This window comes from Streptococcus sp. ELY_86 (assembly GCF_058314495.1).
Window position 1 is genome coordinate 340,939 of sequence record NZ_JBZFUK010000001.1, and the last position, 26,225, is coordinate 367,163.

The 26,225-nt window shown below is 39.7% G+C and carries 29 protein-coding genes; 7 read left to right on the top strand and 22 right to left on the bottom strand.

What is annotated here, in order from left to right:
- Positions 1 to 91: 91 nt before the first annotated feature.
- The 4 genes from AC4HAN_RS01605 to AC4HAN_RS01620 all read right to left on the bottom strand — a co-directional run bounded on the left by AC4HAN_RS01605 (position 92) and on the right by AC4HAN_RS01620 (position 3,700).
- Entirely contained in the window at positions 92 to 1,015 is a 924-nt protein-coding gene (locus AC4HAN_RS01605; protein WP_491090772.1) for an acyltransferase family protein, read from the bottom strand.
- 255 nt (positions 1,016 to 1,270) lie between these two features.
- Entirely contained in the window at positions 1,271 to 2,569 is a 1,299-nt protein-coding gene (gene eno / locus AC4HAN_RS01610) for a surface-displayed alpha-enolase (protein WP_491090773.1), read from the bottom strand.
- Between the two features lie 178 nt (positions 2,570 to 2,747).
- The gene (locus AC4HAN_RS01615) at positions 2,748 to 3,401 is read right to left on the bottom strand and encodes a DUF4352 domain-containing protein (RefSeq protein ID WP_491090775.1); all 654 of its coding nucleotides are present in this window, start codon (positions 3,399 to 3,401) and stop codon (positions 2,748 to 2,750) included.
- Between the two features lie 23 nt (positions 3,402 to 3,424).
- Positions 3,425 to 3,700: a hypothetical protein gene (locus AC4HAN_RS01620; RefSeq protein WP_491090776.1), complete on the bottom strand. Its 276-nt coding sequence runs from the start codon at positions 3,698 to 3,700 to the stop codon at positions 3,425 to 3,427.
- A gap of 138 nt (positions 3,701 to 3,838) precedes the next feature.
- Here AC4HAN_RS01620 and AC4HAN_RS01625 point away from each other — a divergent pair, with 138 nt between their 5' ends.
- Together AC4HAN_RS01625 and AC4HAN_RS01630 are read left to right on the top strand one after the other, a co-directional pair.
- Positions 3,839 to 4,291, top strand: coding sequence for a YueI family protein (locus AC4HAN_RS01625; RefSeq protein WP_491090778.1), 453 nt, complete (start codon positions 3,839 to 3,841; stop codon positions 4,289 to 4,291).
- Positions 4,292 to 4,300: 9 nt separating this feature from the next.
- Positions 4,301 to 4,963, top strand: a complete 663-nt coding sequence (locus AC4HAN_RS01630; protein ID WP_491090779.1) for an HAD hydrolase-like protein — start codon at positions 4,301 to 4,303, stop codon at positions 4,961 to 4,963.
- 167 nt (positions 4,964 to 5,130) lie between these two features.
- Here AC4HAN_RS01630 and AC4HAN_RS01635 read toward each other — a convergent pair whose 3' ends face one another.
- Positions 5,131 to 5,802: a response regulator gene (locus AC4HAN_RS01635; RefSeq protein ID WP_491090780.1), complete on the bottom strand. Its 672-nt coding sequence runs from the start codon at positions 5,800 to 5,802 to the stop codon at positions 5,131 to 5,133.
- On the bottom strand, positions 5,799 to 7,337 hold the full coding sequence (locus AC4HAN_RS01640; protein ID WP_491090781.1) for a Spo0B domain-containing protein: 1,539 nt from the start codon (positions 7,335 to 7,337) through the stop codon (positions 5,799 to 5,801). The genes AC4HAN_RS01635 and AC4HAN_RS01640 overlap by 4 nt, the downstream gene beginning before the upstream one ends.
- Positions 7,338 to 7,673: 336 nt before the next feature.
- On the opposite strand from AC4HAN_RS01640, the gene AC4HAN_RS01645 reads away from it, so the two are divergent.
- Positions 7,674 to 8,993 (top strand): 2-hydroxycarboxylate transporter family protein, encoded by a 1,320-nt coding sequence (locus AC4HAN_RS01645; protein ID WP_491090783.1) that lies wholly within the window; start codon positions 7,674 to 7,676, stop codon positions 8,991 to 8,993.
- 34 nt (positions 8,994 to 9,027) lie between these two features.
- Entirely contained in the window at positions 9,028 to 10,191 is a 1,164-nt protein-coding gene (locus AC4HAN_RS01650; protein ID WP_491090784.1) for an NAD(P)-dependent malic enzyme, read from the top strand.
- A gap of 136 nt (positions 10,192 to 10,327) precedes the next feature.
- Here the strand turns inward: AC4HAN_RS01650 and AC4HAN_RS01655 are convergent, their stop codons facing one another.
- The 6 genes from AC4HAN_RS01655 to AC4HAN_RS01680 form a co-directional block, all read right to left on the bottom strand.
- Positions 10,328 to 11,038 (bottom strand): hypothetical protein, encoded by a 711-nt coding sequence (locus AC4HAN_RS01655; RefSeq protein ID WP_491090786.1) that lies wholly within the window; start codon positions 11,036 to 11,038, stop codon positions 10,328 to 10,330.
- A 17-nt stretch (positions 11,039 to 11,055) separates the two neighbouring features.
- Positions 11,056 to 11,304, bottom strand: coding sequence for a hypothetical protein (locus AC4HAN_RS01660; RefSeq protein ID WP_491090787.1), 249 nt, complete (start codon positions 11,302 to 11,304; stop codon positions 11,056 to 11,058).
- A gap of 69 nt (positions 11,305 to 11,373) precedes the next feature.
- Positions 11,374 to 12,219 (bottom strand): type II toxin-antitoxin system antitoxin SocA domain-containing protein, encoded by an 846-nt coding sequence (locus tag AC4HAN_RS01665; RefSeq protein WP_491090789.1) that lies wholly within the window; start codon positions 12,217 to 12,219, stop codon positions 11,374 to 11,376.
- Between the two features lie 172 nt (positions 12,220 to 12,391).
- Positions 12,392 to 12,796 carry a hypothetical protein gene (locus tag AC4HAN_RS01670; RefSeq protein ID WP_491090790.1) on the bottom strand — a complete coding sequence of 135 codons (405 nt, stop codon included), beginning with the start codon at positions 12,794 to 12,796 and terminating at the stop codon, positions 12,392 to 12,394.
- Between the two features lie 120 nt (positions 12,797 to 12,916).
- Positions 12,917 to 16,003 carry a type I restriction endonuclease subunit R gene (locus AC4HAN_RS01675; protein ID WP_491090791.1) on the bottom strand — a complete coding sequence of 1,029 codons (3,087 nt, stop codon included), beginning with the start codon at positions 16,001 to 16,003 and terminating at the stop codon, positions 12,917 to 12,919.
- A 14-nt stretch (positions 16,004 to 16,017) separates the two neighbouring features.
- Positions 16,018 to 16,908, bottom strand: coding sequence for a hypothetical protein (locus AC4HAN_RS01680; protein ID WP_491090793.1), 891 nt, complete (start codon positions 16,906 to 16,908; stop codon positions 16,018 to 16,020).
- 32 nt (positions 16,909 to 16,940) lie between these two features.
- Between AC4HAN_RS01680 and AC4HAN_RS01685 the strand changes: the two genes are divergently transcribed.
- Positions 16,941 to 17,594, top strand: coding sequence for a restriction endonuclease subunit S (locus AC4HAN_RS01685; protein ID WP_491090794.1), 654 nt, complete (start codon positions 16,941 to 16,943; stop codon positions 17,592 to 17,594).
- On the opposite strand, the gene AC4HAN_RS01690 is transcribed toward AC4HAN_RS01685, so the two are convergent.
- The 4 genes from AC4HAN_RS01690 to AC4HAN_RS01705 form a co-directional block, all read right to left on the bottom strand.
- Complete coding sequence (locus AC4HAN_RS01690; protein WP_491090795.1) at positions 17,579 to 18,088, bottom strand: restriction endonuclease subunit S; 510 nt, start codon at positions 18,086 to 18,088, stop codon at positions 17,579 to 17,581. The genes AC4HAN_RS01685 and AC4HAN_RS01690 overlap by 16 nt on opposite strands.
- A gap of 13 nt (positions 18,089 to 18,101) precedes the next feature.
- Positions 18,102 to 19,088 carry a site-specific tyrosine recombinase/integron integrase gene (gene xerA, locus AC4HAN_RS01695; protein WP_491090796.1) on the bottom strand — a complete coding sequence of 329 codons (987 nt, stop codon included), beginning with the start codon at positions 19,086 to 19,088 and terminating at the stop codon, positions 18,102 to 18,104.
- A gap of 73 nt (positions 19,089 to 19,161) precedes the next feature.
- Complete coding sequence (locus AC4HAN_RS01700) at positions 19,162 to 20,301, bottom strand: restriction endonuclease subunit S (protein ID WP_491090797.1); 1,140 nt, start codon at positions 20,299 to 20,301, stop codon at positions 19,162 to 19,164.
- Entirely contained in the window at positions 20,291 to 21,796 is a 1,506-nt protein-coding gene (locus AC4HAN_RS01705) for a type I restriction-modification system subunit M (protein WP_491090799.1), read from the bottom strand. The genes AC4HAN_RS01700 and AC4HAN_RS01705 overlap by 11 nt, the downstream gene beginning before the upstream one ends.
- A gap of 180 nt (positions 21,797 to 21,976) precedes the next feature.
- Here AC4HAN_RS01705 and mazE point away from each other — a divergent pair, with 180 nt between their 5' ends.
- Entirely contained in the window at positions 21,977 to 22,192 is a 216-nt protein-coding gene (gene mazE / locus AC4HAN_RS01710; RefSeq protein ID WP_027976350.1) for a type II toxin-antitoxin system PemI/MazE family antitoxin, read from the top strand.
- Positions 22,182 to 22,538, top strand: coding sequence for a type II toxin-antitoxin system PemK/MazF family toxin (locus tag AC4HAN_RS01715; protein WP_491090801.1), 357 nt, complete (start codon positions 22,182 to 22,184; stop codon positions 22,536 to 22,538). Before mazE ends, AC4HAN_RS01715 begins: the two co-directional genes overlap by 11 nt.
- 220 nt (positions 22,539 to 22,758) lie before the next feature.
- Here the strand turns inward: AC4HAN_RS01715 and AC4HAN_RS01720 are convergent, their stop codons facing one another.
- From AC4HAN_RS01720 to hisH, 6 genes are all read right to left on the bottom strand, one after another.
- Positions 22,759 to 22,923: a DivIVA domain-containing protein gene (locus AC4HAN_RS01720; protein ID WP_491091115.1), complete on the bottom strand. Its 165-nt coding sequence runs from the start codon at positions 22,921 to 22,923 to the stop codon at positions 22,759 to 22,761.
- Between the two features lie 29 nt (positions 22,924 to 22,952).
- Positions 22,953 to 23,267 (bottom strand): phosphoribosyl-ATP diphosphatase, encoded by a 315-nt coding sequence (gene hisE, locus AC4HAN_RS01725; RefSeq protein ID WP_491090802.1) that lies wholly within the window; start codon positions 23,265 to 23,267, stop codon positions 22,953 to 22,955.
- 144 nt (positions 23,268 to 23,411) lie between these two features.
- Complete coding sequence (hisI, locus tag AC4HAN_RS01730; RefSeq protein ID WP_491090803.1) at positions 23,412 to 23,753, bottom strand: phosphoribosyl-AMP cyclohydrolase; 342 nt, start codon at positions 23,751 to 23,753, stop codon at positions 23,412 to 23,414.
- Entirely contained in the window at positions 23,750 to 24,508 is a 759-nt protein-coding gene (gene hisF / locus AC4HAN_RS01735) for an imidazole glycerol phosphate synthase subunit HisF (RefSeq protein ID WP_491090804.1), read from the bottom strand. The genes hisI and hisF overlap by 4 nt, the downstream gene beginning before the upstream one ends.
- 3 nt (positions 24,509 to 24,511) lie before the next feature.
- Positions 24,512 to 25,231 carry a 1-(5-phosphoribosyl)-5-[(5-phosphoribosylamino)methylideneamino]imidazole-4-carboxamide isomerase gene (hisA, locus tag AC4HAN_RS01740; RefSeq protein ID WP_491090805.1) on the bottom strand — a complete coding sequence of 240 codons (720 nt, stop codon included), beginning with the start codon at positions 25,229 to 25,231 and terminating at the stop codon, positions 24,512 to 24,514.
- A 385-nt stretch (positions 25,232 to 25,616) separates the two neighbouring features.
- Complete coding sequence (gene hisH / locus AC4HAN_RS01745) at positions 25,617 to 26,225, bottom strand: imidazole glycerol phosphate synthase subunit HisH (protein ID WP_491090807.1); 609 nt, start codon at positions 26,223 to 26,225, stop codon at positions 25,617 to 25,619.

The window sequence follows — 26,225 nt, forward strand, 5'->3', positions numbered from 1 at the left end:
CCGCTCAAAACCAGCTGTTTTCTCTGCAATATTTTAAGTCTCATTTTTTACAATTATAAAAATAACAATAAAGATAAAAGAGATCACTCTTCTATCTTCCATATATAATTCTGTTTAGCTTCAACTTACTAGCGATGTAATCCACAATTAACGGGAATAGTACACCAACAATGATAAGTGTGATAATCAATACAAGTATATTCTCAAAGCCCATAAACCTCGTTATTATTATTCTGCTGCCAGCTATTGCTAAAATATGCCATAAGTAAATAGGTAACGATTTAATGCCAAGATATTCAATCACCTTGTTTTGTTTGAATGATTTTGAAAGCATGACAGTTACAGCAGTTCCCAGTAAGCCATAAATGAAAAATTCTAGTAAGTCAATATCGAAATAATAAGCTGCCATTGAAATAATCGCTAAGAATATTATAATCCACAATTGGTACTTTTTTAACTGTTTTTCATAGTCAAAAAACATTGAACCCAAAACCAAGAAAATAAAATGATGGAAAATTCTTGACAGTTCCCAACCACTCATCCAAGGTGTGGCAGCAAACAAAGCTAAAGATACTAATAAGACCAGTTTACTGTTTTTTAATAACTTACTAAGAACATAAAACAATATTGTCATAAAGAACAAGTCATATAAATACCAAAATTGTCCTAAAGGATCAATTGGCAGCGATATAATCTTATCCCACCCTTGACCGCTATTGGTAAATCTAGAAAAGATAGCCATGATTGAGCCTTGAATAATTCCCCATAAAAAGTATGGATAAAGTAAATTTTGTGCTTTACTCTTCAGTACTTTTGCAAACTCTCTAGCAAGCATCTTATTCAAAAACAAACCTGATAAGAAAAAGAATAAAGGCATATGGAATCCGTAAATTATTGCATGCTGAATATCATAACTTCTGAAAGAATAGCCGCCTTCAGCAAGCCCCTCTATAACATGTCCATATACGACTAAAAATATAGCAAACCCTTTAGCTACATTTACCCATCTAACCAAATTAACTCTTCCTTACCGTTAATATTCTATACAGTATTATACCATAGTCTGACATTTAATATCGACTATGCAAAATTTCGCTGAAGCCCAGCGTTTACTAATACAAGCGACAATTCAAAAATACAGAAAAACATTGCCGCAGACAAGCTCGACAAAATTAACAAACGATAAATACTTACCCCTTATTTAGCCCATCGAAAACCAAAAAACCTCAGCATATAAACTGAGGTCTTTAAAAGGTTATTCAATCACCGATTATTTTTTCAAATTGTAGAATGATTTCAAACCGCGGTATTCAGCCACTTCACCAAGTTGATCTTCGATACGAAGCAATTGGTTATATTTAGCAATACGGTCAGTACGTGACAGTGAACCTGTCTTGATTTGGCCGGCGTTAGTTGCAACTGAAATGTCAGCAATTGTTGAATCTTCAGTTTCACCTGAACGGTGTGATACAACAGCAGTGTAGCCAGCTTCTTTAGCCATTTCGATAGCTTCAAATGTTTCAGTCAATGTACCGATTTGGTTAACTTTGATAAGGATTGAGTTAGCTGCACCTTCTTTGATACCGCGAGCAAGGTAGTCAGTGTTTGTAACGAAGAAGTCGTCACCGACCAATTGAACACGTCCGCCAAGGCGTTCTGTAAGAGCTCTCCAGCCTTCCCAGTCATTTTCATCCATACCATCTTCGATAGTGATGATTGGGTATTTGTTTACCAATTCTTCAAGGTAATCGATTTGTTCTGCAGCTGTACGTTTTGCACCTGTTTCACCTTCGAATTTAGTGTAGTCATAAACGCCGTCTGCATAGAATTCTGATGACGCACAGTCAAATCCGATGAATACTTCTTCACCTGGTTTGTAACCTGCTGTTTCAATAGCCTTGATAATTGTTTCTACAGCATCTTCAGTTCCGTCAAATTTAGGAGCGAATCCGCCTTCGTCACCAACAGCTGTTTCCAGTCCGCGTTCTTTAAGAATTTTCTTAAGAGCATGGAAGATTTCAGCACCCCAGCGAAGAGCTTCTTTAAATGTAGGTGCACCGGCAGGTACAATCATAAATTCTTGGAAAGCAATAGGAGCATCTGAGTGAGAACCGCCATTGATGATGTTCATCATTGGAGTTGGGAGAACTTTAGTGTTGAAACCGCCAAGGTAGCTGTAAAGCGGAATTTCAAGGAAGTCTGCAGCAGCACGGGCTACGGCGATAGAAACACCAAGAATGGCATTAGCACCAAGTTTACCTTTGTTTGGAGTACCGTCAAGAGCAATCATAGCACGGTCAATAGCTTGTTGGTCACGAACATCGTAGCCGATAAGTGCTTCTGCAATAACATTATTTACGTTATCAACAGCTTTTTGAGTCCCAAGACCACCATAGCGTGATTTATCTCCATCGCGAAGTTCAACTGCTTCGTGTTCACCGGTAGAAGCTCCTGAAGGAACCATACCGCGTCCGAAAGCACCTGATTCAGTGTAGACTTCTACTTCAAGTGTTGGGTTACCGCGTGAGTCAAGGACTTCGCGAGCGTAAACATCAGTAATAATTGACATTATGTTACTCTCCTTATGAGTTTTAATTTTTACATGTTAATAATACCACAAAGTTAGAACTTAGGCAAACTAAAAAAAGATTTGTTTGTCTTACTTCTCTGAAAAACAGCCTTCCAACTAAAAAAGACCGAGAACAGCATAGGCTGTTTCCGATCTGATTGTGCTTTGATACAGACGGTCAGGCTGAGCGCGATTTTTTTTGATAGGCAGACTGAGGCACCCAGTAAGCATTTCCAAAATTGACGATATAAGGCGATGTTTTAGAGATGGTAAAATAAATTTTGATATCAATGGTCTGTCCCGGTTCAATGGTCTCTGGAATTTTTTCATTGGCGGCATAGTCGCTTAAGTCCGCAATATCAAATGTTCTGTCATAGATATAGAAATCTTGGGGACTGAACTGAATCATGTTCCTCGTTGTATTTTTCACGCTGACAGTCAGAGCAATTTTTTGATCGCCATCAGAAGTCTCCTTCATCTTAGTATTTGATACTGTTTTAACACCTGTTACAGTGACTTCTTCACCGCTAGCCAGCTCAGCGCTTTCGCCAAAAATATACTGTTTAATTTTATTATTTGGATCACTGTACCAATCATCATCATAGCCGACGCTGCCATTTCTTATCCTATCATAGAGCTTTAGCCGTTTAATTTCTTTTTTCTTGTTGGCAATGGTCCTGTCCTGCATAGCGTTTGTCGCCATCCATTGGTTAAAATCCTGCCTGGATGCTATGTAAAAAGCACTCATAACCATGGTAATAAGAAAGAAAAAACCTGCTAAGCTCATAAAGACAATACTGATAATTTTCCAGACATTTGTTCTTTTTTCCATTTTCGTCTCCTTACTGTCCGCTTCTAATCATCGTAGCTTCCATCTAAACTGCGGTTCCAGCTGTAGCGATAATAAGTATTTCTAATATCTTTAGCTTCTTTTTCCTTATACTTTCTCGCTGTTTTTCGATAGTCAGAAATCTTATCTTCCTTATCTTCTGAGCTTTCAATTAACTGATGAACATCCTGATGGGATAAAACGTAAACGGTTGTCATAGTCACCGTCGAAATGACAAAAACACTGGTTAAAACAATGAAGACTATGCCGAGAACCTTCCAGATATCTGTTTTTTCTTCCATCTTTTCCTGCCCTCCCTCAACTTTTCTTGGGTTGATTATATCACTAAATTTCCTTAAAAAGCAAATTCTGCCTTATCCGCACAGCTTTTCTCTGTAAAATAGTGTATAATTTTGATAAATGATAAAATGAGGTGAACAATGACTGATTTAGAAAAGAAAGTTCTGGAAAGTGCCCAGGGTGAACGCCGGTTAAATCCTGATGAACAGCGCCAGTATTTGGGCACTTTTGCTGAGCGTTTGGTGCTGAGTATTTTTTTAGCAGATGCTGAAAAACAGGCTGTTTTTGAGGCCATAGATAGTGTTTTTGCCGACCTCAAAGCAAACTACGGTGAATGTTCCCTGAAAATTTCACCCAAGCTGTCGCTGAACAGCCAAATGGTTTACATGAAAAAAGCACAGAAGGCCGATCTGTCTGCAACCATCGTTGATGAGGACAATTCTCAGTCTCCTTTTGGCCTGCTGGCGCATACAAACAAGGCTGAAAACCTTGAGAATACTGATATCAGAGTCCTCTATCCCAAGCTATTTAAAGAGCAGGCTGAACAGCCCCGGCCAAAGTCTTTTTGGAAAAAATGGTTTTCAAAAGATTAAGGAGAAAGCATGTATCAGACAATTTTATTTGACTTAGACGGTACCTTGACCGACTCAGGACAGGGAATCCTTAATTCTATCCGCTATGCTCTGACTCAGCTAAAACATCCGATACCAAATGATGACCTGCTGAAAACCTTTATCGGGCCTCCTTTAAAAGTCAGCTTTGAACAAACTCTGGGGCTGTCTTTTGCTGAAAGTCAGGCAGGCATTCAATTTTACCGGGAGTATTTCAGACAAAAAGGAATCTTTGAAAACCAGATTTATTCAGGTGTTCCTGAACTTCTGACAGCCTTAAAAGAGCAGCAAAAACAGCTCTTGGTCGCTACATCAAAGCCCGAAATGTTTGCGCGGCAAATTTTAGAACACTTTGAACTCAGTCATTTTTTTGACTACATTGCCGGTGCCAGTATGGACAGTTCCCGCAGCAGCAAATCAGATATCATTGCCTATGCTCTGGCAAACGTCAGCAGCACAAACCTTCGTGCAGCCCTTATGGTTGGCGATCGGAAATATGATATTGCAGGTGCCAAGAAAAATCACATTGCTTCAGCTGGCGTGCTTTACGGATATGGCAGCTTGGAGGAATTACAGGCTGCAAAAGCTGATTATATCGCCAAAAACACGCAGGATTTAAAACGGATTGTGCTGGAAACCAGCAAAAACAATTAGCATTTAAGGTATAAAGAAAGTGAGGAAAATCATGATTTTCCTCACTTTTTAGGAGATTTATGAAAAAGAAAGTTTTAGGATGGTTATAATATAACAAGGAAGGCTTAAACGAAACTTAAGATTGTTTGCTGTTTATAATTTTTTATTTAACCTTGCAGAATAGCTTTTTACTTTTTTCTTTCAAAGACTTTATAAGGACGTCCGACTTTTGTATAAATAACTTGACTCTTAAGGTACTCATGTTCCTCTAGGTAGGAGATGTATTTGCGGATGGTCACATGCGAAATCTGACAGCAGTCAGCCAGTTCTTGAACGGTAAAGGGAGCAGACAGTTTTAAGATGGCTGCTTTTACTTTATCCAAAGTCTCCAAAGACAGTCCCTTATCAAGATCTACTCTATGCTGAGGAGCATCTGCTTTACTGCTCACAAGCTGATCAATCTGAGCCTGCTCTACAGTGTCTTTATTCAGATTGATCATTTGTCTGATAAAGAGGTTAATGCTTTGCTGAAAACGCTGATTTGTAAAGGGTTTGATCAAATAGTCGACAACGCCTAAGTGAAGCCCTTCCTTAACCGTTTGGGCTTCATTGGAGGCTGTGATGAGGATGACATCACTGCTGCAGCGGCGTTTTCGCAGCTCACTGAGCAAATCCAGACCGTTCCCGTCTCTCAGGTGAACGTCCAGCAATATCAAAGCGACCTCACATTTTTCCAGAAGTTCCTCGGCATCTTTTAAAGAATTGGCAGAGTAAATATTCTCAAACTGTCCTCCCTTTTCCAAGTAGTTGCGATGGATAAATTCTACCATGGGATCGTCTTCTATGATGAGTACGTTCATGTCTTTGCCTCCTTGTAAGGTGATACCAGAACAAGCCGGATGAAGTTCTCTTCTGCTTTCATGTCAAATGCTGCCTGATTTTCCTTGAGTATCTGTTTAAAGAAATGGTTGTCAAAATGACTTTGCAGCTGCTCTTTTTGATCCTGCGGCAGCGTGAGAAAATACCTGGTTGTCAGCTCATTGTCTTCATAGTGAATCACCAAGGAAAGGTTTCCCTCCAGCACCAATTGTAAGAGAGCATGGTGAATATAGCGGTAAACATTGATAAGAGCTTTGGTTTCTTCCTCGTTTTGGTTAGCCGGTATTTTGGGTGAGATTTCAACCAGAAATGGTATCTTTCGTTCAGTAAATTTTTGACGTTCACCATTGAGAAACCCTGCAATCTGAGGATTTTGCACCAAAAAGGACAATTGATGAGCAAACTCCTTGTCCGGCGCCAGAATATCTTCCAAATAAATTTTCAGCTCCTCATAAGCATTGAGATCGGCTAAACCGTAAATCACGTGAAGACGGTTGACAAACTCATGCGTCTGAGCCTGAAGCGATGAAGCGTAGGCGGTCGTATTGGCCAGCTGGTCCATGATCAAAAAAGACTCGGTCGCATTTCGCAAAAAAATAATCCAGCCAATCCGCTTGTTATTAACTTCAATAGGAGCGGAAGAAAAAATGTAATCCTGTCCTTTTTGCCGGTAGACCTGCTCTTTTTTATCTTTTAACATCTCCTCTGAAAAATCTGTTATCAGCTGTTCAATAGGTTTTTGCACCAAACTGTCCTTTCGACCGCTGCTCTTATGGTAAAGTTCTTCAGCAGCAATATTAGCCAAGTTAATCTTATGTCCAAGGTCAATAACGATGACAGCATCCTTGGTCTGATCCAGCATGGCATTGCGCTCTTCAAAAAGACGGGAGAGCTCTCTAGGCTCCAAATTAAGGAGCTGCCTTTTAAGATAAACAGCCAAGCCTGTCGCAGCAGCAAATCCTACCATAACACTTAAAAACAGAGCTAAAGAGTACCCCTGCCGCGAGTTTCTGATAAGCGTACTCAGCGAATGAACTTTAATTCCCAAGGCTACAACACCGATTTGCTTTTTCTTGGATTGATCAGCATATACAGGAACAAAGCCTCTTAAAGACTTGCCCAGACTCCCCTGACTGACTGAAATGGCTGTTTTTCCTTTGAGAGCCGGCCGTTCATCGCCTCCTTCAAAGTGCTTGCCGATCTTGCTTTTGTCAGGGTGAGTTAGGCGGATTCCGTCCATATCCATAACCACCACAAAATCTAAATGATGAATGTCCGAAATTTTTTTCGTATAGGCTTCTACTGTCTTGTCTTTGTCCTTGGTTAAAAGAGCCCTTTTAATTTGAGGATCAAGAGCCAGCTGGCGGCCAACAGACAGCAAATGCTCTTCTTGCTGCTTGCGAATAAGCTGGGAGTGCTGATAGAGGGTCAGTCCATAGAATAAGGAAGCCATCAGCAGCAGTATTAAGATAAAGACCATGGTCAATAAATTTCTGAGATGCAATCCCTTCCTCATGCTCAAATCTCCTATTCTCGGATAACCTAATGTCAGGTGCAGGTCAAAGTATGCCTGCCACAGTTTTGCAGTTTTTTATTCCCTCTTATTATCTGTCTTAAAGAAAGCAGAACCGAAAAATGATTGCTCCAGACCATCTTTCCCCTTTTAAATCAGCTGACAAGGCTCTTTTGCTGCTTTAAAAAAACCATTTTATTGTCCATTATTATACCATATCCTTAAAACGACAGCCGTTCTTAAAAAAGTTGATTTACTTAAATTACTTAAAAAATCTTAAGTTTAAAAAGCAGTTTTTCTATAATGGGGGTAATTCCAATCATTTAGGAGGAGAAACTTATGGCAAAAGAGAAAACAGCTGAGACGTCTCCAACAGGATGGGATAAATGGATGAACCGCTATGTCGGCTCTGTTCCCCTGCCTGTCTACGTCGCCTTATCACTCATTATATTAATAACAGCCCTCTTGCAGCAGCTCCCGGTCAATATGCTGGGCGGCTTTGCTGTTATTTTGACTTTGGGCTGGCTCTTAGGAACGATTGGTGCCAGCATTCCAATTTTAAAAAACTTTGGCGGACCGGCAATCCTTTCCTTATTGATGCCGTCCATTTTAGTTTTTTTCAATCTCGTCAATAAAAATGTTTTGGATTCTGCTGATATCCTGATGAAACAGGCTAACTTTTTATACTTCTACATTGCCTGTTTGGTCTGCGGCAGTATTCTGGGAATGAACCGCAAAATTCTGGTACAGGGACTGATGCGAATGATTATTCCGATGATGCTGGGTATGGTTTGCGCTATGGCTGTCGGAACGCTTGTCGGCGTTTTGCTGGGACAGGATTGGAAACACACGCTCTTCTTCATCGTAACCCCGGTTCTTGCCGGCGGAATCGGCGAGGGTATTCTTCCGCTGTCGCTGGGCTACAGTGCTATTACCGGCATGGGAAGCGAGCAGCTGGTGGCTCAGCTCATTCCTGCAACGATTGTCGGTAATTTCTTTGCCATTATGTGCACAGCTATCCTATCACGCTGGGGCGAACGGCGGACGGATCTTTCCGGACAGGGGCAGCTGGTAAAAATGAAATCAGAAGACGATATGGCTGATGCCCTTAAAGATACTTCCGGTCCGCTTGACATCAAAAAAATGGGAGCCGGTGTATTGACAGCCTGTACCTTGTTTATCGTCGGCCATCTGCTGCAGCATTTGACTGGTTTTCCGGGACCGGTACTGATGATTGTTGCTGCTGCCGCTCTCAAGTATCTCAACGTCATTCCGACTGAAACACAGCACGGAGCTAAACAGCTTTATAAATTTATCTCAGGCAACTTTACCTATCCTTTGATGGCGGGACTTGGTCTTCTTTATATTCCTTTGAAGGATGTTGTCGGGGTTCTGACCCTGCCTTACTTTATTATCGTTATCAGTGTTGTCTTTACTGTTATTTCAGTAGGATTTTTCGTAGCTCGTTTTATGAATATGTATCCTATTGAAGCTGCTATTATTTCAGCTTGCCAAAGCGGTATGGGCGGTACAGGTGATGTTGCTATTTTAAGTACAGCAGACCGCATGAATCTCATGCCCTTTGCACAGGTAGCAACACGGCTCGGCGGAGCTATCACTGTTATTACTATGACAGCTATCTTACGGATTATCTTTTAATGATTAAATAAAAATAGAAACAGGAGAAACAATTATGGCAAATGAAGATGTTAGAGAATTGGCCTTGCAGCAAGCAAGAGAAAACGGCGGCAAATTAGAAGTTGTTTCCAAGGTTACCGTCGAAAACAAAAGGGATCTGAGCATCGCTTATACACCGGGTGTTGCTGCCGTTTCATCGGCTATTGCAGAAAACGAGGAGCTGGCTTATGAGCTGACAACCAAAAAAAATACTGTTGCGGTAGTCAGCGACGGCTCGGCCGTTCTTGGGCTGGGAAATATTGGAGCTGAGGCGGCTATGCCGGTTATGGAAGGCAAGGCAGCCCTCTTTAAACGCTTTGCAAATGTTGATGCTGTACCTATCGTTCTTGATACTCAGGATACCGAGGAAATTATCGCAACGGTTAAGGCCATCGCTCCAACCTTTGGCGGTATTAACTTAGAAGACATCAGTGCACCGCGCTGTTTTGAGATTGAGCAGCGGCTCATTGAAGAGTGTAACATTCCTATTTTTCATGATGACCAGCACGGAACAGCCATTATTGTCCTGGCAGCCGCCTTTAACAGTCTGAAACTGATTGGCAAGACCCTTGATGAGGTCAAAATCGTTGTCAACGGCGGCGGATCGGCCGGCCTATCCATCACACGTAAGTTCTTGGCTGCCGGTGCCAAATATATTACTGTTGTTGATCGAACAGGTATCATCAACGAAGAAGACAGCAGTCTTCCTGCCCACCATGCCGATATTGCTAAGGTTACCAACCGTGAGCATCTCTCAGGTGACTTGCAGACCGCTCTTAAAGGTGCAGACATTTTCATCGGCGTCTCCGCACCGGGTGTCCTTAAAAAGGAATGGATTAAAGAAATGGCAGACAAGCCCGTTATCTTTGCCATGGCTAATCCTGTTCCTGAAATTTTCCCTGATGAAGCTATTGACGGCGGTGCTTATATTGTCGGAACAGGGCGCAGTGATTTTCCTAACCAAATCAATAATGTTTTAGCCTTTCCGGGCATCTTCCGCGGCGCCTTGGACGCTCGCGCCAGAAAAATTACCATTGACATGCAGATTGCTGCAGCACACGGCATCGCTGATCTTATCCCTGATGCCGAACTCAGCCCGACCAATATCATTCCGGATGCCTTCCAAGAAGGCGTGGCTAAGACCGTCGCTGCTGCCGTCAGAGAAAGTGCCGCACACTAGAGTCACAATTCAAAGACCAGTAAACAACTCCGCATAAAGCAAAAAAGACTGAATTTGTACTGTTTTTCTCAATCGGACATCAAAATCCAATTTAGGAACAGCCAGATTCAGTCTTTTTGTGCAGCCATTTTAAGGCTCAGTCTGCTTTTTTTGCTTTGGTGTACTTGATATGCAAATGCTTAGACAATTTGCGGTAAGTAAATTTAGAAAAGTTAAAGTCTTCAAGCGATTTCGTGATTTCTGGATTTTCCATAGTCCAAAAATAATCAATCCTCTTTCCAGACCTGACAGGAATAATCTCATCCGGGCGTTTGCCTAAAATTGTTAAGCTTTTGACTTCTTTTTTATTGTGCCACATGCCAAAGTATAAATCCTGCTCTGCCATGGCTGAGACACCTGCTCCCGGCGTATATTTAAAGATGTACTCTTCGGAAATACTGTCACAGGCAGCATCATCACAGTCATATAAGTAATAATCATCTAAGTAATCTTTCATAAAATATTCTTCCGCAGCAGGTTTAAAATATGTGCCGTCTTTCACCTCCAGCGTGTATACTGTAAAGGTCTTTGGTTTGCTGGAAGTATAAAAATAATGGACAGTGCCCCTTAATCCTTTAATGTAAAAGAAATCTTCATTCGTTTTTCCCTTTATTTTTTTAAAATGATTCAAGGCTTCGCTTTCAGTTGAGTACCAGCGACCATTTTCTGATGATTTTTTCCGTTTTTTATGCTTATTTACTGACTGATTGGCTGAATACGTCGTTCGAACACCAAAGGACTGAGGCATATCAGAAACATCTGACTTTATAGTAAAAACAGTAACAAGAAACATAATGATTACTGTCATAACAGAAGCCAGGCAGGTCAGTAGAATCTTTTTAAAATCTTTTGATATTTGAGCATAAAGACAGCGCTAATCAGCATATTAAAAGGCAGAAAAGCCATTATAGCAATGACCAACACTTTCATCTGCATAGGCGAAGCATCTTTAGGCACAAAATCCGTAACAGCATAAATCATCAAACTGACTAACAAGAAACTGCTCACAATAATCATACTTGCAGCCAGCCACTTTTTTAGTTTGGATCGTTTTTCCTTTTGCTTAGCAGACATAGTTTTTCCTCTTTTCTATCAGCGAATCTCTGCCGGCAATGTCATAGCAGATGAATTTGTATAAACAGTTTAAAAACTAAGACTAGCAAACCTTGCTTTGGTATAAGCCGACAAATCATCTACTGTAAGCATATTATATTTTTCTTTGACTTTGGTAAAGAAATCTGCAATCATTTCCTTTTCAATAATATTAGTGGAAGGCTCATCTTCTCTTAAATCTCCTCGAGCCAACAGCCAAGGACTTTCCTCATGAGTGAATTTCTCCAATACCTTACCATTATAAACACTGAGATGCTTGATAATACTGTCCAGCAGCTGCATTTCCTGAGAAGTGAAATAACTACTGAAATCATAACTCTTTTCTGAAACAATCGGATTTCTGCCAAATTCTTGATATTTATTATAAATATCTCTGTATACAGGTCCGTGCACCCAGCTTTCACAATCACTTTCGAACATGAATTCCCCAGTAAAAGCATAAAAAAAGCCCTGAACATAGTAAAGCAATTTTTGCAAAGCCAGTGGTGTTATCTCATTATTTTTAGACAGCAAATAATCAGATGCTAAAGATTCTTTGTTTAGCCCTTCTGCTTTGATTGCTTGCTCAGCAGCTCTCATGCTTTTCACATAAGCTACTGGTTTTAAAATATCAGATGCACCTTTCAAAAGAGATAAGAAATAATCTGGCTCAGCCGCAATCCTGTGAAGCTTAGCCGAATAGTCCGCTTTTGGAATATCTCCTTTTAAATATCGAGGAATGGTATTAATGCCCCAACCTAAAAGTTCTGATAAAGGCTTAGCCCCAATATTATATTTTTTAAGAATAGCTTCAATCTCAGGGACAGAAATAATGTCATTTTCTTTTTTAAAAGAAGCATAAAGAGCTGTTCTGTTAGCATTATCAATTTCTTCCACAAAAACAGGATTATTGCAGTTATCGCAAATAGCTTCCTGTCCTTTAAAAGTATAATTTTTTCCCTTTAATTTCCGCGTGAATTCGCGTTTTTCAACATGATAAGTGACATCATCTAAACAATGTTCACAAAAAACTCTTTTTTCTGCCATAATATGTTCAACTCCTTTATTATCATTGAAAATAATAGCTCAGCGGCCTTTCAGCTTCATGAAAGGAAACAACAATTGTTTTTAGACTAGAGATTCGGCTAGTCGCAAGTACAAATTTTGCGTAAACCTGTACTTCTCTCTCATCTCCTAAAAAATCTTCTAAAGTAAATTGAGGTCCAAAAATAAAATAATCATCATGATTTTTATAGATATTAGGTGATTGGACACAATCACAAAAATCATGGACTTTTATCTTTAAAATAAGATTTTTCCGTTTACGAATACTCAGGTTGAACTCATCGGCAAATTCATCATTTTTTCGTCTATTTTCGCCAGTGCTGATGATAAATCGATCTGTTGAAACCAACAATTTGATTTGTTCTAAAATATTTTCAATTTCCTGTTCTGAATATTCCTGAACTGACAATAAATCATAACTCCTTTGTTTAATTTTCTATAATTATTTTAGCATTTTTTGATTTACGATTCAACAATAAAAGCACTATTTTTATAAAAATAGTGCTTTTTATTTCTTGGAATTTTACCTTTACAACAAATCTGCATTTTCTTCTGCAACCATTAATCCTTCAGGTTGACTATAGATCTCATAGCTATCTTCCCCATTATCAACCCATAACTCACATTGACTGATTACTGTTTCAAGAGCTTCTTCTTCCCCCTCTGGTGGATACTTGTATTTTTTCAAGAGACGTTTGACCAGCATCCGCATCCGAGCACGCGCCGATTGTTTTTTCTGCCAATCAATTGTCCTACTCTTTCTTAACATATCAGTTAACTCATGAGTAAGAGCAATTAATTCGTCATTCTCGTAGACATCTTTGACAGCCTGCGGCTGTGTCAGGGCATCATAGAAGGCTAATTCCTCATCTGATAAACCTAGAGAGTCCCCCTCTTTATGAGCTGTTGCCATTTCTTTGGCCATCTTCATCAATTCAGCAATTACTTCTTCATTTGAAAGCATGCCATTTAGATAAGCCCGCATAGAACGCGATAAAATCTCTGAAAATTTCTCTGACTTTACCAAATTTGTCCTTTGGTACAGGGCAATTTGTTCAGCCAATAGTTTTTTCAAAAGTTCAACAGCCAAATTTTTCTCTTTCATCTTAGAAATTTCATCTAAAAATTTTGGATCAAATAGAGAAAATCCTGTATCAATATCTGAAAATAGGTTAATGACACCTTCACTCTTGATCGAAGCTTTTAACAGTTCATTAATATGGTCATTAATATCTTTCAAGGATAATTTTTTCGTATCGCCTGTAATTCGTGTCAACAAGGTTCTCACTGCTTCAAAATAAGCTGCTTCAAAGCGTTGTTCAGGTGTCAATAAAGAACGGCAAAGTGATAAAGCTTGACGCAGCAGCATGGCTTCTTTGATAAACAGATCTTTTTTCTTTTCCTTATCAACAGCCGATAAGAAATTAACCCCACCACTAATCGCTTGCGCTCTGACCAAATCACTCGATTTTGAATTCATAAACGCTGAATAATCAAAACCATAAAACAAATCGCGACAAACTTCTAATTTTTCAATAAATTTTGGCAGGGCAGTCTTAGCAATATCGGTATCTCCAAAATTGCCTTTATCCCGATTTGTGTAGTCGTTCATAGCCTGCTTCAAGGCTCCGGCAATGCCAATATAATCAACAACTAGACCGCCTTCTTTATTTTGATACACACGGTTAACCCGCGCAATAGCCTGCATTAAGTTATGGCCTTGCATAGGCTTATAAACATACATAGTTGCCAGACTTGGCACATCAAATCCTGTCAGCCACATATCAACAACAATGGCAATCTTAAATGGACTGTCATTATCCTTAAATTTTTTAGCCATCTCTTCCTTATGGCGTTTGTTACCAACAATATCGTGCCATTCTTCTGGGTCATTATTACTGGAGGTCATGATAACACCAATTTTCTCTGTCCAATGAGGACGCTTTTCGAGTAATTGATGGTAAATTTTCATAGCAATAGGCCGAGAATAGGCAACAATCATCGCCTTACCAGTCAGCTCCTGTGCACGATTTTCCTCATAATGCTGGATAATATCATCACACAGCGCACTGATTGTCTGATCAGCTCCTAAAATACTATCAAGACGTCCCAGTTCTTTTTTACTCTTGTCAATTGCATGAGATTCCGCATTTTCTGCCATTAAATCGTACTCAGCATCTATCAGACGCAAAATATTTTCATCAAGCTTTAGGTGCATGACACGGCTCTCATAGTAGACAGGACGCGTAGCACCATCTTCAACTGCTTGGGTCATATCGTAGACATCAATATAATTACCAAACACTTCAGTCGTTGACTTATCCTTACTAGAAATCGGTGTCCCAGTAAAGCCAATATAAGTCGCATTGGGCAGGCTGTCTCTGATAACTCTAGCTGTACCAATGACTAAACGACCGCTTTTCGCATCAACCTTTTCTTCCAAGCCATACTGACCGCGATGCGCTTCATCTGCCATAACAACAATGTTTCTTCTCTCAGAAAGGGCTTCGGCAGATTCTGAGAACTTCTGCATGGTGGTAAAGATAATCCCATTAGCCTGTCGTCCTGCCAGTAATTCTTTCAAATGGAGACGACTCTCTGCCTGAACAGGGGTTTGCCTGAGGAAGTCTTTACATTTTGAAAATTGACCATAAAGTTGATCGTCTAAGTCATTCCTATCTGTTAAGACAACAATAGTCGGTGAATCCAGAACCTTCTGTAATAAATGGGCGTAAAAGACCATAGATAAGGATTTTCCGCTTCCTTGTGTGTGCCAAAAGACACCACCGCGGCCATCGCTTTTAGTTGCCTTCAAAGTGGAAACAGCAGCTTTATTAACGGCAAAATACTGATGGTAGGCCGCTAAAATCTTTGCATCCTCAGAAAAGCAAATGAAATTCTTTAGGATATCTAAGAACCTTGTCTTATCAAATATTCCCTCAATAAAGGTCGTAAAATTAGCATACTCCCTGTCTTCAAAACTGCCATCTGTAGTCTTCCACTCCATAAAACGATCTTCACCAGCAGTAATCGTCCCTGCCTTTGAAGTTGCGAGATCAGTCATGACACAAAAGGCATTGTAAGTAAATAAACTTGGGATTTCCTTCTGATAAGTTTTAAGCTGACGATAGGCCGCTGAAGCATCTGTCTCCTGACGAGAAGGACTTTTCAACTCAAAAACAACAACGGGTAAGCCATTCAAAAATACGATAACATCCGGACGTTTATTGCTCTTTTCTACAACTGTCCACTGATTAATAACGGTAAAGATATTATTATCAACATTTTCAAAATCAGCCAGATAAACAAGACTAGATTGCCTCTTACCTTGATAAAAATAAGAAACTTCTATACCATTTTGCAGATAATCTGTAAAAAACTTATTTTTTTGGAGCAAAGAGCCTGTCTCAAAACGCTGCAGTTTATCAATCGCTTCTCTAATAGCAACATCAGGTAACTCGGCATTAATCCTCTCCAAGGCAGGATAGAGCTCTTCCAAATAGAGGGGCTCTCTATAATCACGCTCCACATCCGGTCCATAAATAGATGAATAACCCAAACCATCACGAAAAAGCTCCATAACCGCATTCTCGTAGTTGTTTTCAGTGAAATTCATAAAGTGCGTCCTTTCTAATCTAGTAAAGTTTCTTTATCGTTCGATGTATAGACCATATATAATTTGAGTAATGCCTGATAATAAAAGTCTTCAAATGTTTCAATTTTAGCATCTGTTTCTAATTGATATTTCCTTTCTAAGTGGATATTGTCAATAGAAGAAAGAGTTGCCATTACAGCTTCAACCGTCCAAAAGCACATTACATATTCAGGGCAATTATATAAATCTAACTGCTGCCACATTAAATCATAGGGTGGTACAAGAGAGTGCTGCTCATCTTCATTTCCATGGGATTTTTGCTGTTCTAGATACTCATGAATATAAAAATCTAAGTCAAAATGTTGAGAATTAAATAATTTTTTTGATGATAAATTGGGAATTTCAAATACATAATTATTAATTTCATCTACTCTTTTATCAGAATAACGCTCCATGGCACGATGAAAATATTTAAAACTATCGTATAGTGGACTTTTTCCTAAATTATTTCTATCAGCAAATTCCTCTACTTGCTTTAAGTAATCATCTACCCAATTAGAATTTTCAAATTTGAGTTCTGGAAATTTTGCCTGTTTTAATATTTCCACTTGAAGTTCTGTATTGCAGCGATTAAAACTTGTATAAATTTCTCGATGATGCTTTTTATGTAAATTAACATTATTAGCAATCATACATAGAGGTAGGTAATTTCTCTCATCAGAATAATCAATAAGAAACTGTTTTGCTTCCGTTTTTATGTTATCTATCCGACGTTGTTCTTTAAGTTTTTCTATTTCTTTTTCATGCCTAGTTTGTAGCCAATAAATTAAGATAGCGACAATAATTGAAGCAATTAGCGATAGAAATGCTATAACAATTTGAATGACACTTGAATTTTGATTTAAAAAATCTATGAAGACTTTCAATCGGTACTATTACCTTTCTTTTTATAATTTGTATGATAAATCATCATTTAGCGGCTATCAGTAAGAATTATTTTAAGACTCTCCATTCGAATACATCCATTAAATTAGGAGATTTATTTGAATTAAAATCAGGCTATGCATTTAAGAGTAAGGACTGGGTTGATGAAGGTAAGCCAATAATCAAAATAAAAGACATAGATGGGATAACTATTGATATTACCAATCTGAATTATGTAAACAATAAGTTTCAATTAGCAAAGGCTTCAAACTTTGAAGTGTTTGGAAAAGAAATTGTAATGGCTTTAACAGGGGCGACTACTGGAAAAATTGGCGTCATTCCAAAAAATTTTAAGGGGTATGTAAATCAGCGTGTTGGTTTATTTTATACCAAAACAGAACTTTCTTATGCAGTCCTTTGGTCTATTTTGCAACAGCAAAATATAATTACAGACTTAATTGAGCTTTCTGGCGGCTCTGCACAAGCTAACTTAAGTCCATTTTCAGTGAATGGTTATGACTTGAATGTAACACTTAAAGATTTAATTGAGTTAGACGAAGTAATCTCTCCTCTTTATGAGTTATTTTGTTTTAACCTTTCTGAAATTCAAAGGTTATCTGAACTAAGAGACGCCCTTCTTCCCAAACTTCTTTCAGGTGAAGTCTCCGCTAATCAAGCCACTAAATGATGATTTATCCTTTTGTTATTTTCAATTTTGTCATCAAATGCTTTTAGTGTTAAGCCTATTTCAATCTGCTCTTCCAAAGAAGGAACTAAAACCTCTAAATTTGAAATATCATTTTTATTTATTGAGCCAAAAACTGTACCATTTTCTCGATTAACCAAATTTTCTTTGTTTGCCCTTAGGAGATAATATAAAAATTCTTGTGCTCCTTCTTTGTGTCGTAGGCCACACACTCCACGCCCTAAGCACATCTTTAATGGAGTGATATTAATGTCACCGACTGGTGCACGAACAGACATAATTACATCACCGATTTCTGCTGTTTTGGTTGTAACAGTTGTCCAAGTATCAAAAGTAGGATATTTATCTCCAAAAGTGCGGTTCCCCTGTAAAAAAGGAAGACCATTGGCATTTGAATTATAATATTTAGATTTTGGAGATTGACCCATTGTAATATCTGCCAACTCTCCAAGTTTTACTTGCTTCCAATCGTTCAATTGCTATTACTCCTCACCCTATATATTTTCGATGCGAATTTTTGACATTCGCTTGGTTGACCATGGCATAGTGCATGGTTGTATCTATCTTGACATGACCTAGCAAGTGCTGAACTTGCTCGATGGGCATGCCTTTATCGATCGCTCTCGTCGCTAATGTTCGTCTGAATTTGTGTGGATGAACTTTATTTAAATCCGCTTTTTGTCCTAATTGTCTCAGTCTTGTTTCTACTCCCCCAATTAGTAGCCTGTCATGAGGAGAAGATAAGGAAACAAATAGAGCAGGATTATCATCCGTTCGGCTATCTAGGTAGTTTATCAAATGAATTTTCGTCCTAGCGTCGAAATAAACAATTCGTTCACTGTTTCCCTTACCAAAAACAACACATTCTCTTTCGTAGAAATTAATATCTTCCCTGTTTAACCCTACTAACTCACCTACACGCATGCCTGTTGAAGCCAGTAGATCAATCATGGCCAAATCACGAATCTCATCACAGGCATCTCTCAAAAGCTCAAGACCTTCATCAGAAAATGTCTCTTTTATCGTTTTATCTGTCTTTATCTTATGAATGCGACGAACAGGACTTTTGAGAATATAGTCCTCATCTTCTAACCAACTGAAAAAACTGCTGAAAATCCGACGCAGATTATCAATCGTTACCTTACTAGAATTGCGTTCCTGCTGATAATCCGCGAGATAAGACCGTAAATCACTAGTAGTAAGGTCTCTTATAGCCTTTTTTAAACTGACAAACATATTTTTGATAACCATTTTATAATACGTTAGAGACTTTTCGCTACACCCTTCAATTTGTTTAGCTGAAATAAATAATTCAAGTAAACGGCTGTTGGTTTCCTGCTCTGTAGCAGATTTGACTTCTGCCACTTCTATCCTTGTAAATGCAGCTGTTAAAACTTTTTTCAAATCCTCTAACTGCTTTACTGTCAAGCTTTCCGCCATGTTAGATGTGATCTGTGTAATTAATTTATCTTTCATAAGCAACCTACCTTTCATCCCTATTTTATTACAGTTCATAGGCAGGTGTATAGATAAATCATCATTTAGCTGCTTAATTGACAGGGAACTCGCCAGATAAGAGTTTTGGTAGAAGAGTATCTCTAGTTTTCATGAGTTTATGATTTTCAATACGATTAGAGATTATTTGGTCATAAATAGGTTCCAATAATGCACCGAGAGTTTTATAGTCTTGGGTGTTTGGAATCAAAACTTCTGCTTTTTCTAAACTACTGCGTGTTATATGTCCCATTGTAGTTGCTTTATCAGCTGCTATTGCAGTAAATTCTTCAAGATGGTATTTCGTCCAGCTATAATAAAACCACTTATCATAGTCATAAGAACTGACTTTGAATAGATGTTGATTAAGTCCTCCAATTCCCCCTGTCCAAAAGTCAACTAGGAGACTACCAGACCAAGAAAAAATGACATCACCATCTTTGACAATGTATTGTGATTTTATCTTAGTTGAACACAAATCACTTGATGAATCAAAAGTACCTTGACGTAATTCCTTTATCTTTAGAACTGGTAGGGCTTCTTCGCCGTCAAGTGGCCGATATTTTTGCATGGCTAATCCATTAAGATATTCAGCAATATCCGTAAGATTTGCAATCTTCCAATCAGCTGGTTTAACTCCCTCAAACGGTTCAAAATCGACAAACCAAGATTTAAAAATAGCTTGCGCCATCTCTTCTAAATGATGATTTATCTTTTTATTGGTTTCAATTCTGTTATCTAAAGCAGATAAAATTTGGGAACATCCATGTTGTTTATAAAGCGGAAAATCAGGCACCTCATACCTCATAATCGCTGTCTTATCACCTCTTGGCATTTTCGTTCCTTTTGAATTAACATTGTCATATTCAAAGAATCTATCATTAGCTAAGACATAATAGAGAAAATCCGGATCAATAGTCTCATTTGCTCGAAAGACTAATACATCACTTGAACAACCACCTGATTTATCTGCTTTCCAAATTTTCTTAAAGTATGGTCGAATATTAGAAATTAAAATATCATTCTTTTTAAATGCTAATGCTGTCTTCGTAGTTGGTAATTTTGTGGCTTTAACAACCCCATTTTTATTAGCAAGCATATTATCTGTTGAAATATAATTACTTAGATTTAATTCACTGATATTAACCCGCTCATTAACATAAGTACATACATCTTGTAGCTTCTTATATCTCAAACCCAATCTCCCCCAATCGTTCCTTGATTTCCTTTTCCAGTTCATGCGATTTGGTAAAGAGTTCTGATAGTTCACTGGTCAAACGTTCCATTTTTTCTTCAAATGGTTCGCCATCATCTTCTTGCTCTTCAATACCGACATAGCGTCCCGGTGTTAAGATATAATCTTGCTTAGCAATTTCTGATGTGTCAACTACTGCACAGAAGCCTTTAACATCTTCTAATTTCCCATTTTGGAAGGCTTCAAAAGTATCAGCTAGTTTTTTAATATCGTCATCACTAAAATCACGGTGCTTGCGGTCAACCATTTCACCCATATTGCGGGCATCGATAAATACTGTTTTCCCTTTTTGCTTTTTATTTTTACTGATGAACCAGAGACAAGCCGGAATAGTGACGCTGTAAAAGAGATTAGATGGCAAGGCAATGATACCCTCAATTAAATCATCTTCAATAATCTTTTGACGAATGTCTCCTTCACCTTTTGTGGTGGAAGACAGAGAGCCATTAGCTAACACTAGACCAATCTTTCCGTTACTTGGATCCATGTGATGAATCATGTGCTGAATCCAAGCGTAGTTAGCATTACCATCTGGCGGAGTCCCATATTTCCAGCGAATATCATCTTTGAGCTTATCCGCACCCCAACCTGAAATATTAAAGGGCGGATTAGCCATGATATAATTGGCTTTCAGAGTTGGATGCAGGTCATTATAAAAAGTATTTTCTTGATGTTCGCCAAAGTTGGCATCAATGCCTCGAATGGCCATATTCATCTTAGCCATTTTCCAAGTATCCGCATTAGATTCTTGACCAAAAATAGACAAATTGGCAATATTACCACTGTGGCTCTCTACAAATTTAGCTGACTGCGCAAACATACCTCCTGAACCACAGGCAGGATCGTAGACACGCCCGCGGAAAGGTTTGAGAATTTCAACGATCGTTTTAACAATGCTGGTCGGTGTATAGAATTCACCACCACGTTTCCCTTCATGAGCCGCAAATTGTTCAATACAATATTCATAAGCGCGACCTAATAGATCTTTTTCTTCCGACCCTTCAAACATATTGATATTAGTAAAAATATCAACAACTTCACCTAAGACCCGTTTATCCAAATCTGGACTAGCATAGATTTGGGGAAGAACGTTGTCCAAACTTGGATTATCGTCTTCTATCTCACGCATGGCCTCATCTAAAATCGTTCCAATTTCTGACGAATGTGCATGGCTGGCAACAAATTTCCAGCGAGCTTTTTCCGGTACATAAAAAATATTATCCTCAGTATAGGCATCTGGATCATTTTCAAAACCTGAACCTTCATCCACTAGCTCATTATACCTTTCTTCAAAAGCATCTGAAACGTACTTCAAGAAAATAAGCCCGATAACGACTTTTCGATAATCAGATGCAGAAATATGTCCTCGTAGGGCATCTGCAGCATTCCATAATTCTTTTTCAAATCCAATATTAGCATTTGTCTTTTTTGCCATTATTTTCCTCTTTTTAACAATTTGATTACACCTATTATTATAGCACTATAAAATGCTATTTATATCAAGACTTGACTATTTTTGTTTAGTTTTCTCGAATAATCTCTATGAAAACCATTTGACTTTGCAAGCTCTTTTGTATATACTTGATGTATACAAAAGAGTTTAGAGGTGATTTTCATGGTAACAGTAAAAGCGAGAAAGGTTGGGAATTCTATGACGGTGACGATTCCAAAGGATTTAAAGGTAAAAGAGGGCACCGAGTTCTCTGTTTACAGAGGGGTGGATGGTGTGATTGTTCTGGCACCAAAGCTTGCTAATCCCTTTGATGGCAAGACTGATTTAGCCATGTCCGACGATTTTAAAGGAGTGACTCTGCTAGATAATGAAGCCTAATTACATTCCTCAAAAACAGGATTTGGTCTGGATAGATTTTGATCCTTCTCTTGGCAGAGAAATTCAAAAACGCCGACCGGCACTCGTGGTTTCTAGTTGCAATTATGCTAAACAGACTGGTTTTGTGGCGGTCTGTCCTATCACGCATGGACAAGAAAAATTACGCAAACGAGGCCTCTTGATCAATGTTAATCATCCGCAAATCAATGGTTGGGTCAATCCTTTTCAACTTCATACCTTTGACTACAGAGCTCGTGATATTCAGAAAATCGGGCAGCTGGATACTGCGGCTTTTCAAAAGGTGGCACAGCTTTATCCCTACATTTTTGAAGATTCAAAGGGCTAATTCTGCATCAAAAAAGAGAGTGGGACAAAAATCGGTAAATCGTCATGAAATGGCGATTTCGATTTTGTTGTCCCACCTCCGCACAGTTTATTGGAAGTCCTTATCCCTTGCGTAGCAAGGGATAAGGACTTCCAATAAACCACTGCGTTAATATGTGATACTTCATAAATTGAAAGAGTTTGAGACTTTTGTCCCAAACTCTTTTGTTTTGCTGTTATTCTTATAACAAATAATCATCTCCCGACTTAAGCCGTTTGATCTGTCTTTTGAGTGATTGATTTTCCTGCTTCAAAGCGTCCAAGGTTGCTATCATCTCATCAAGAAATTCATCGACTTCCTCCTGATCATATCCTCGAAATTTAGCAGAGAACTGCTTATCGCGGATGTCCTGCTAGCTTAGCATTTTGATGCTCCTTAATAATTTGTGATTTCTTTGCGGTCATGGACATTACTTTTCTTGCCTTGGCGGGCTGCCAGCACTCTATTGACATCGTCCGGTGTCACGCCGGTTTCAACCAGCATGACGGCCAAATGATAGAGGACGTCTGCTGTTTCGTTGGCAATTTCGTCCTTATCTGCATTTTTGGCAGCAATAACGACTTCTGTTGCTTCCTCACCGATTTTTTTGAGAATCTTGTCTAAGCCCTTGTCAAAAAGGTAGTTGGTGTAAGAACCTTCTTTAGGGTTCTTTTTGCGGTCAAGAGCTTCTTTATATAGTGTTTCTAACATAATTAAGATGTGAGAGCGTCTAAAAAGCGACCGAATTTTAGGAAATTATCGGAAAATCCTGATTTTCCAGATAATTTATCTAGATTCCGAGCTTTTAGCTCAAACTCAATTCCTTTCTTTCGATTTTTTGAAAAATAGCAGAGCTTATTGCTGCGAGTTTTCTTCGCTGTATATTTCATTGAAAAAACAGCTGTAAGCCCCCGTATGGCAGGCTGCGTCAACTTGCTCGACAGCGATGAGTAGGGTGTCGCAGTCGCAATCGGCTGTGATGGATTTGACATATTGGTAGTGGCCGCTGGTTGCGCCCTTGTGCCAGAGTTCCTGCCGCGAGCGGCTCCAGTAGTGCATTTGCTTGGTTTCAAGGGTCAGTTGGTAGGATTCTTCATTCATATAAGCCAGCATGAGGACTTGTCCTGTCTGATAATCTGTGACAATGACAGGGATTAGTCCGTCTTGCTTAGCAAAATCAAGTTTTATATCTATCATAAGCGCACCTCGATTTCCGCGTCAGCTATGGCTTTTTTGGTGTCAGCGACAGCAACTTCTCCATAATGAAAAATCGAAGCCGCCAGGGCACCAGTCGCCGGAGTTTTCTCAAAAACCTCCACCATGTGTTCAATATTGCCTGCACCGCCTGAAGCGATAATGGGCACGTCCGCCACTGCTGCTACACTATTAAGCATGTCCAGATCAAAGCCGGATTTGGTCCCGTCCTTATCCATAGAGGTGAGGAGAATTTCACCCGCACCGAGACTGACGGCTTCTTTGACCCAGGCAATCAAATCCCTGCCGGTATCCTTGCGGCCTCCGGCCACATAGACATGCCAGCTGCCGTCTGCCTGTTTCTTGGCATCAATCGCCACAACCACACACTGACTGCCAAATTTTTCAGCACAGTCCCTGATGAGCTCGGGATTAGCAAGTGCAGAAGAGTTGACTGCAACTTTGTCGGCACCGGCCTTGAGCATTTTATTCATGTCTTCAACCGAGCGAATCCCGCCGCCAACAGTAAAAGGAATAAAGACCTGATCGGCGACGCGGCGCACCATGTCTACTGTGGTTTCGCGATTGTCTGAAGTTGCGGTGATGTCCAGAAAAACCAGTTCATCACAGCCTGCCTCATAGTAGGCACGCGCCGAATCTACAGGGTCGCCGACATCTGTCAGATTGACAAAATTGATTCCCTTAACCACGCGCCCGTCCTTAACATCAAGACAGGGAATAATTCGTTTTTTCAGCATTGCTTATCCTCCAAAGGTTTTGAACTCCTCTAAGCTGATATTGCCGTTATAGTAGGCCTTGCCGACAATGGTACCCGCTACACCGATTTCTTGAAGTTTAGTCAAATTACTAAGTTCGGCAATGCCGCCTGAAGCGATAACCTTGGCGGTTGTCAGCTCAGCCACCAAACGCTCATAATGGTCAAAATTAGGACCCGTCAGCGTGCCATCTCGGTCAACATCAGTATAGACAAAGAGCTTGACACCTATTTTCTCCATTTCCTTAGCCAAGCTGATGTAGTCAACTGTGCTGGTCGCAAGCCACCCTTCAGTAGCAACATAGCCATCTTTGGCATCGATACCAACGACAATCTTATCCGCTCCGAACCGCTCCAGTGCAGCCTTGACAAAAGTAGGATTTTTGACCGCCATAGAGCCAATGATAACACGGTCGATACCGACATTGAGGTAGTCTTCAATCTGCTCCAGCGTGCGAATGCCGCCGCCGACTTCAACGCCAAGACCAGTCGCTGCTTTCAGTGCTGCAATCAAATCGCGGTTGGTCGCGCGGCCATCCAGAGCGCCGTCCAAGTCCACCACATGGATAAACCGGATGCCCGCATCCGCAAAAATCCGTGCCTGACCCAACACATCAGGGTTGACCACTGTTTTCTGGTTAAAGTCCCCCTTAAATAGGCGGACCGCCTGTCCATCTTTAATATCAATCGCAGGAAGAATTTGCATAATTAAGATACCAAGAGCGTTAAGAAAGCGAGATGAAAACAGGAAACTGACGACGTGTGCTCGCACACAAGGAATTTATCTTTTTCACGACGCTTTTAGCTCGGGTTCAGTTCAAAAAACTTACTTGATCTTATCCCTGAACCTTCCTTTCTTTTTTATTATCTAGTTCAAAATAACGCGGAGAATACATTGGTTTGGAACCTCTGACAAAAAGTGTCTTAGGTCCTTATTTTCTTAGAGAAATACCCCCTGATACAGTGGCGCCGTCAGAGCGAACAAGCTATTTTTTTGACTAACTTTCGAGCCATACTCTCTCGAAAGATTGCGTACTATTCCACTAGAGCGAGGGTAGCTGTTTCTACTCACTTCGTTCGCAATAACTGAGCTACTTGCACAAATCAACAAATTTTTTGAGAATTCCCAAACCAACCTGCCCTGATTTTTCCGGATGAAATTGGGCGCCGTAGACCTTGTTTTTGTGAATCATGGCTGGCACTTGCAGGCTGTAATCAGCAGTGACATCGATGTATGCTTTAGGAACGTCTGTAAAATAGCTGTGCACGAAATAAACAGACTGGCCTTGCAAACCATCTGTCAGTGGTGTTTCCTGCTTGACCTGCAAATCATTCCAGCCCATGTGGGGAACCGGAAAGCCTGCTTTAGCTGGAATTTTACGTGTCACACCCGGAATAAAGCCTAAACCAGCTGTTTCTTCATGCTCCAAACCAGTTTCTGTCAGCAGCTGCATGCCCAGACAGATGCCCAGCAAAGGCGTCTCGGCAGCTACAGCTTTTTTGATAGCAGATACTAACCCGCGTTTTTCCAGCTCTGCCATGGCTGTCGGATAGGCACCGACACCCGGTAAAATCAAGCCGTCTGCTGCTAAAATCTTTTGCGGGTCAGCTGACAGCTCGGCCTCAACACCAATTTTGGACAGTGCCCGTAAGACATTAGCCGTATTGCCGGCATCGTAATCAATAACAATGATTTTCAT

Bases quoted from the DNA above. Each gene is read 5' to 3' on its own strand.
- AC4HAN_RS01715 (WP_491090801.1), top strand. From the start codon at position 22,182: ATGAAGCCTAATTACATTCCTCAAAAACAGGATTTGGTCTGGATAGAT.
- AC4HAN_RS01635 (WP_491090780.1), bottom strand. From the start codon at position 5,802: ATGAACGTACTCATCATAGAAGACGATCCCATGGTAGAATTTATCCAT.
- AC4HAN_RS01655 (WP_491090786.1), bottom strand. From the start codon at position 11,038: ATGACAGTAATCATTATGTTTCTTGTTACTGTTTTTACTATAAAGTCA.
- AC4HAN_RS01640 (WP_491090781.1), bottom strand. From the start codon at position 7,337: ATGAGGAAGGGATTGCATCTCAGAAATTTATTGACCATGGTCTTTATC.
- AC4HAN_RS01675 (WP_491090791.1), bottom strand. From the start codon at position 16,003: ATGAATTTCACTGAAAACAACTACGAGAATGCGGTTATGGAGCTTTTT.
- AC4HAN_RS01660 (WP_491090787.1), bottom strand. From the start codon at position 11,304: ATGTCTGCTAAGCAAAAGGAAAAACGATCCAAACTAAAAAAGTGGCTG.
- AC4HAN_RS01685 (WP_491090794.1), top strand. From the start codon at position 16,941: ATGATAAATCATCATTTAGCGGCTATCAGTAAGAATTATTTTAAGACT.
- AC4HAN_RS01705 (WP_491090799.1), bottom strand. From the start codon at position 21,796: ATGGCAAAAAAGACAAATGCTAATATTGGATTTGAAAAAGAATTATGG.
- hisH (WP_491090807.1), bottom strand. From the start codon at position 26,225: ATGAAAATCATTGTTATTGATTACGATGCCGGCAATACGGCTAATGTC.
- AC4HAN_RS01620 (WP_491090776.1), bottom strand. From the start codon at position 3,700: ATGGAAGAAAAAACAGATATCTGGAAGGTTCTCGGCATAGTCTTCATT.
- AC4HAN_RS01630 (WP_491090779.1), top strand. From the start codon at position 4,301: ATGTATCAGACAATTTTATTTGACTTAGACGGTACCTTGACCGACTCA.
- hisE (WP_491090802.1), bottom strand. From the start codon at position 23,267: ATGTTAGAAACACTATATAAAGAAGCTCTTGACCGCAAAAAGAACCCT.
- xerA (WP_491090796.1), bottom strand. From the start codon at position 19,088: ATGAAAGATAAATTAATTACACAGATCACATCTAACATGGCGGAAAGC.
- mazE (WP_027976350.1), top strand. From the start codon at position 21,977: ATGGTAACAGTAAAAGCGAGAAAGGTTGGGAATTCTATGACGGTGACG.
- AC4HAN_RS01645 (WP_491090783.1), top strand. From the start codon at position 7,674: ATGGCAAAAGAGAAAACAGCTGAGACGTCTCCAACAGGATGGGATAAA.
- hisI (WP_491090803.1), bottom strand. From the start codon at position 23,753: ATGATAGATATAAAACTTGATTTTGCTAAGCAAGACGGACTAATCCCT.
- hisF (WP_491090804.1), bottom strand. From the start codon at position 24,508: ATGCTGAAAAAACGAATTATTCCCTGTCTTGATGTTAAGGACGGGCGC.
- eno (WP_491090773.1), bottom strand. From the start codon at position 2,569: ATGTCAATTATTACTGATGTTTACGCTCGCGAAGTCCTTGACTCACGC.
- hisA (WP_491090805.1), bottom strand. From the start codon at position 25,231: ATGCAAATTCTTCCTGCGATTGATATTAAAGATGGACAGGCGGTCCGC.
- AC4HAN_RS01650 (WP_491090784.1), top strand. From the start codon at position 9,028: ATGGCAAATGAAGATGTTAGAGAATTGGCCTTGCAGCAAGCAAGAGAA.
- AC4HAN_RS01625 (WP_491090778.1), top strand. From the start codon at position 3,839: ATGACTGATTTAGAAAAGAAAGTTCTGGAAAGTGCCCAGGGTGAACGC.
- AC4HAN_RS01615 (WP_491090775.1), bottom strand. From the start codon at position 3,401: ATGGAAAAAAGAACAAATGTCTGGAAAATTATCAGTATTGTCTTTATG.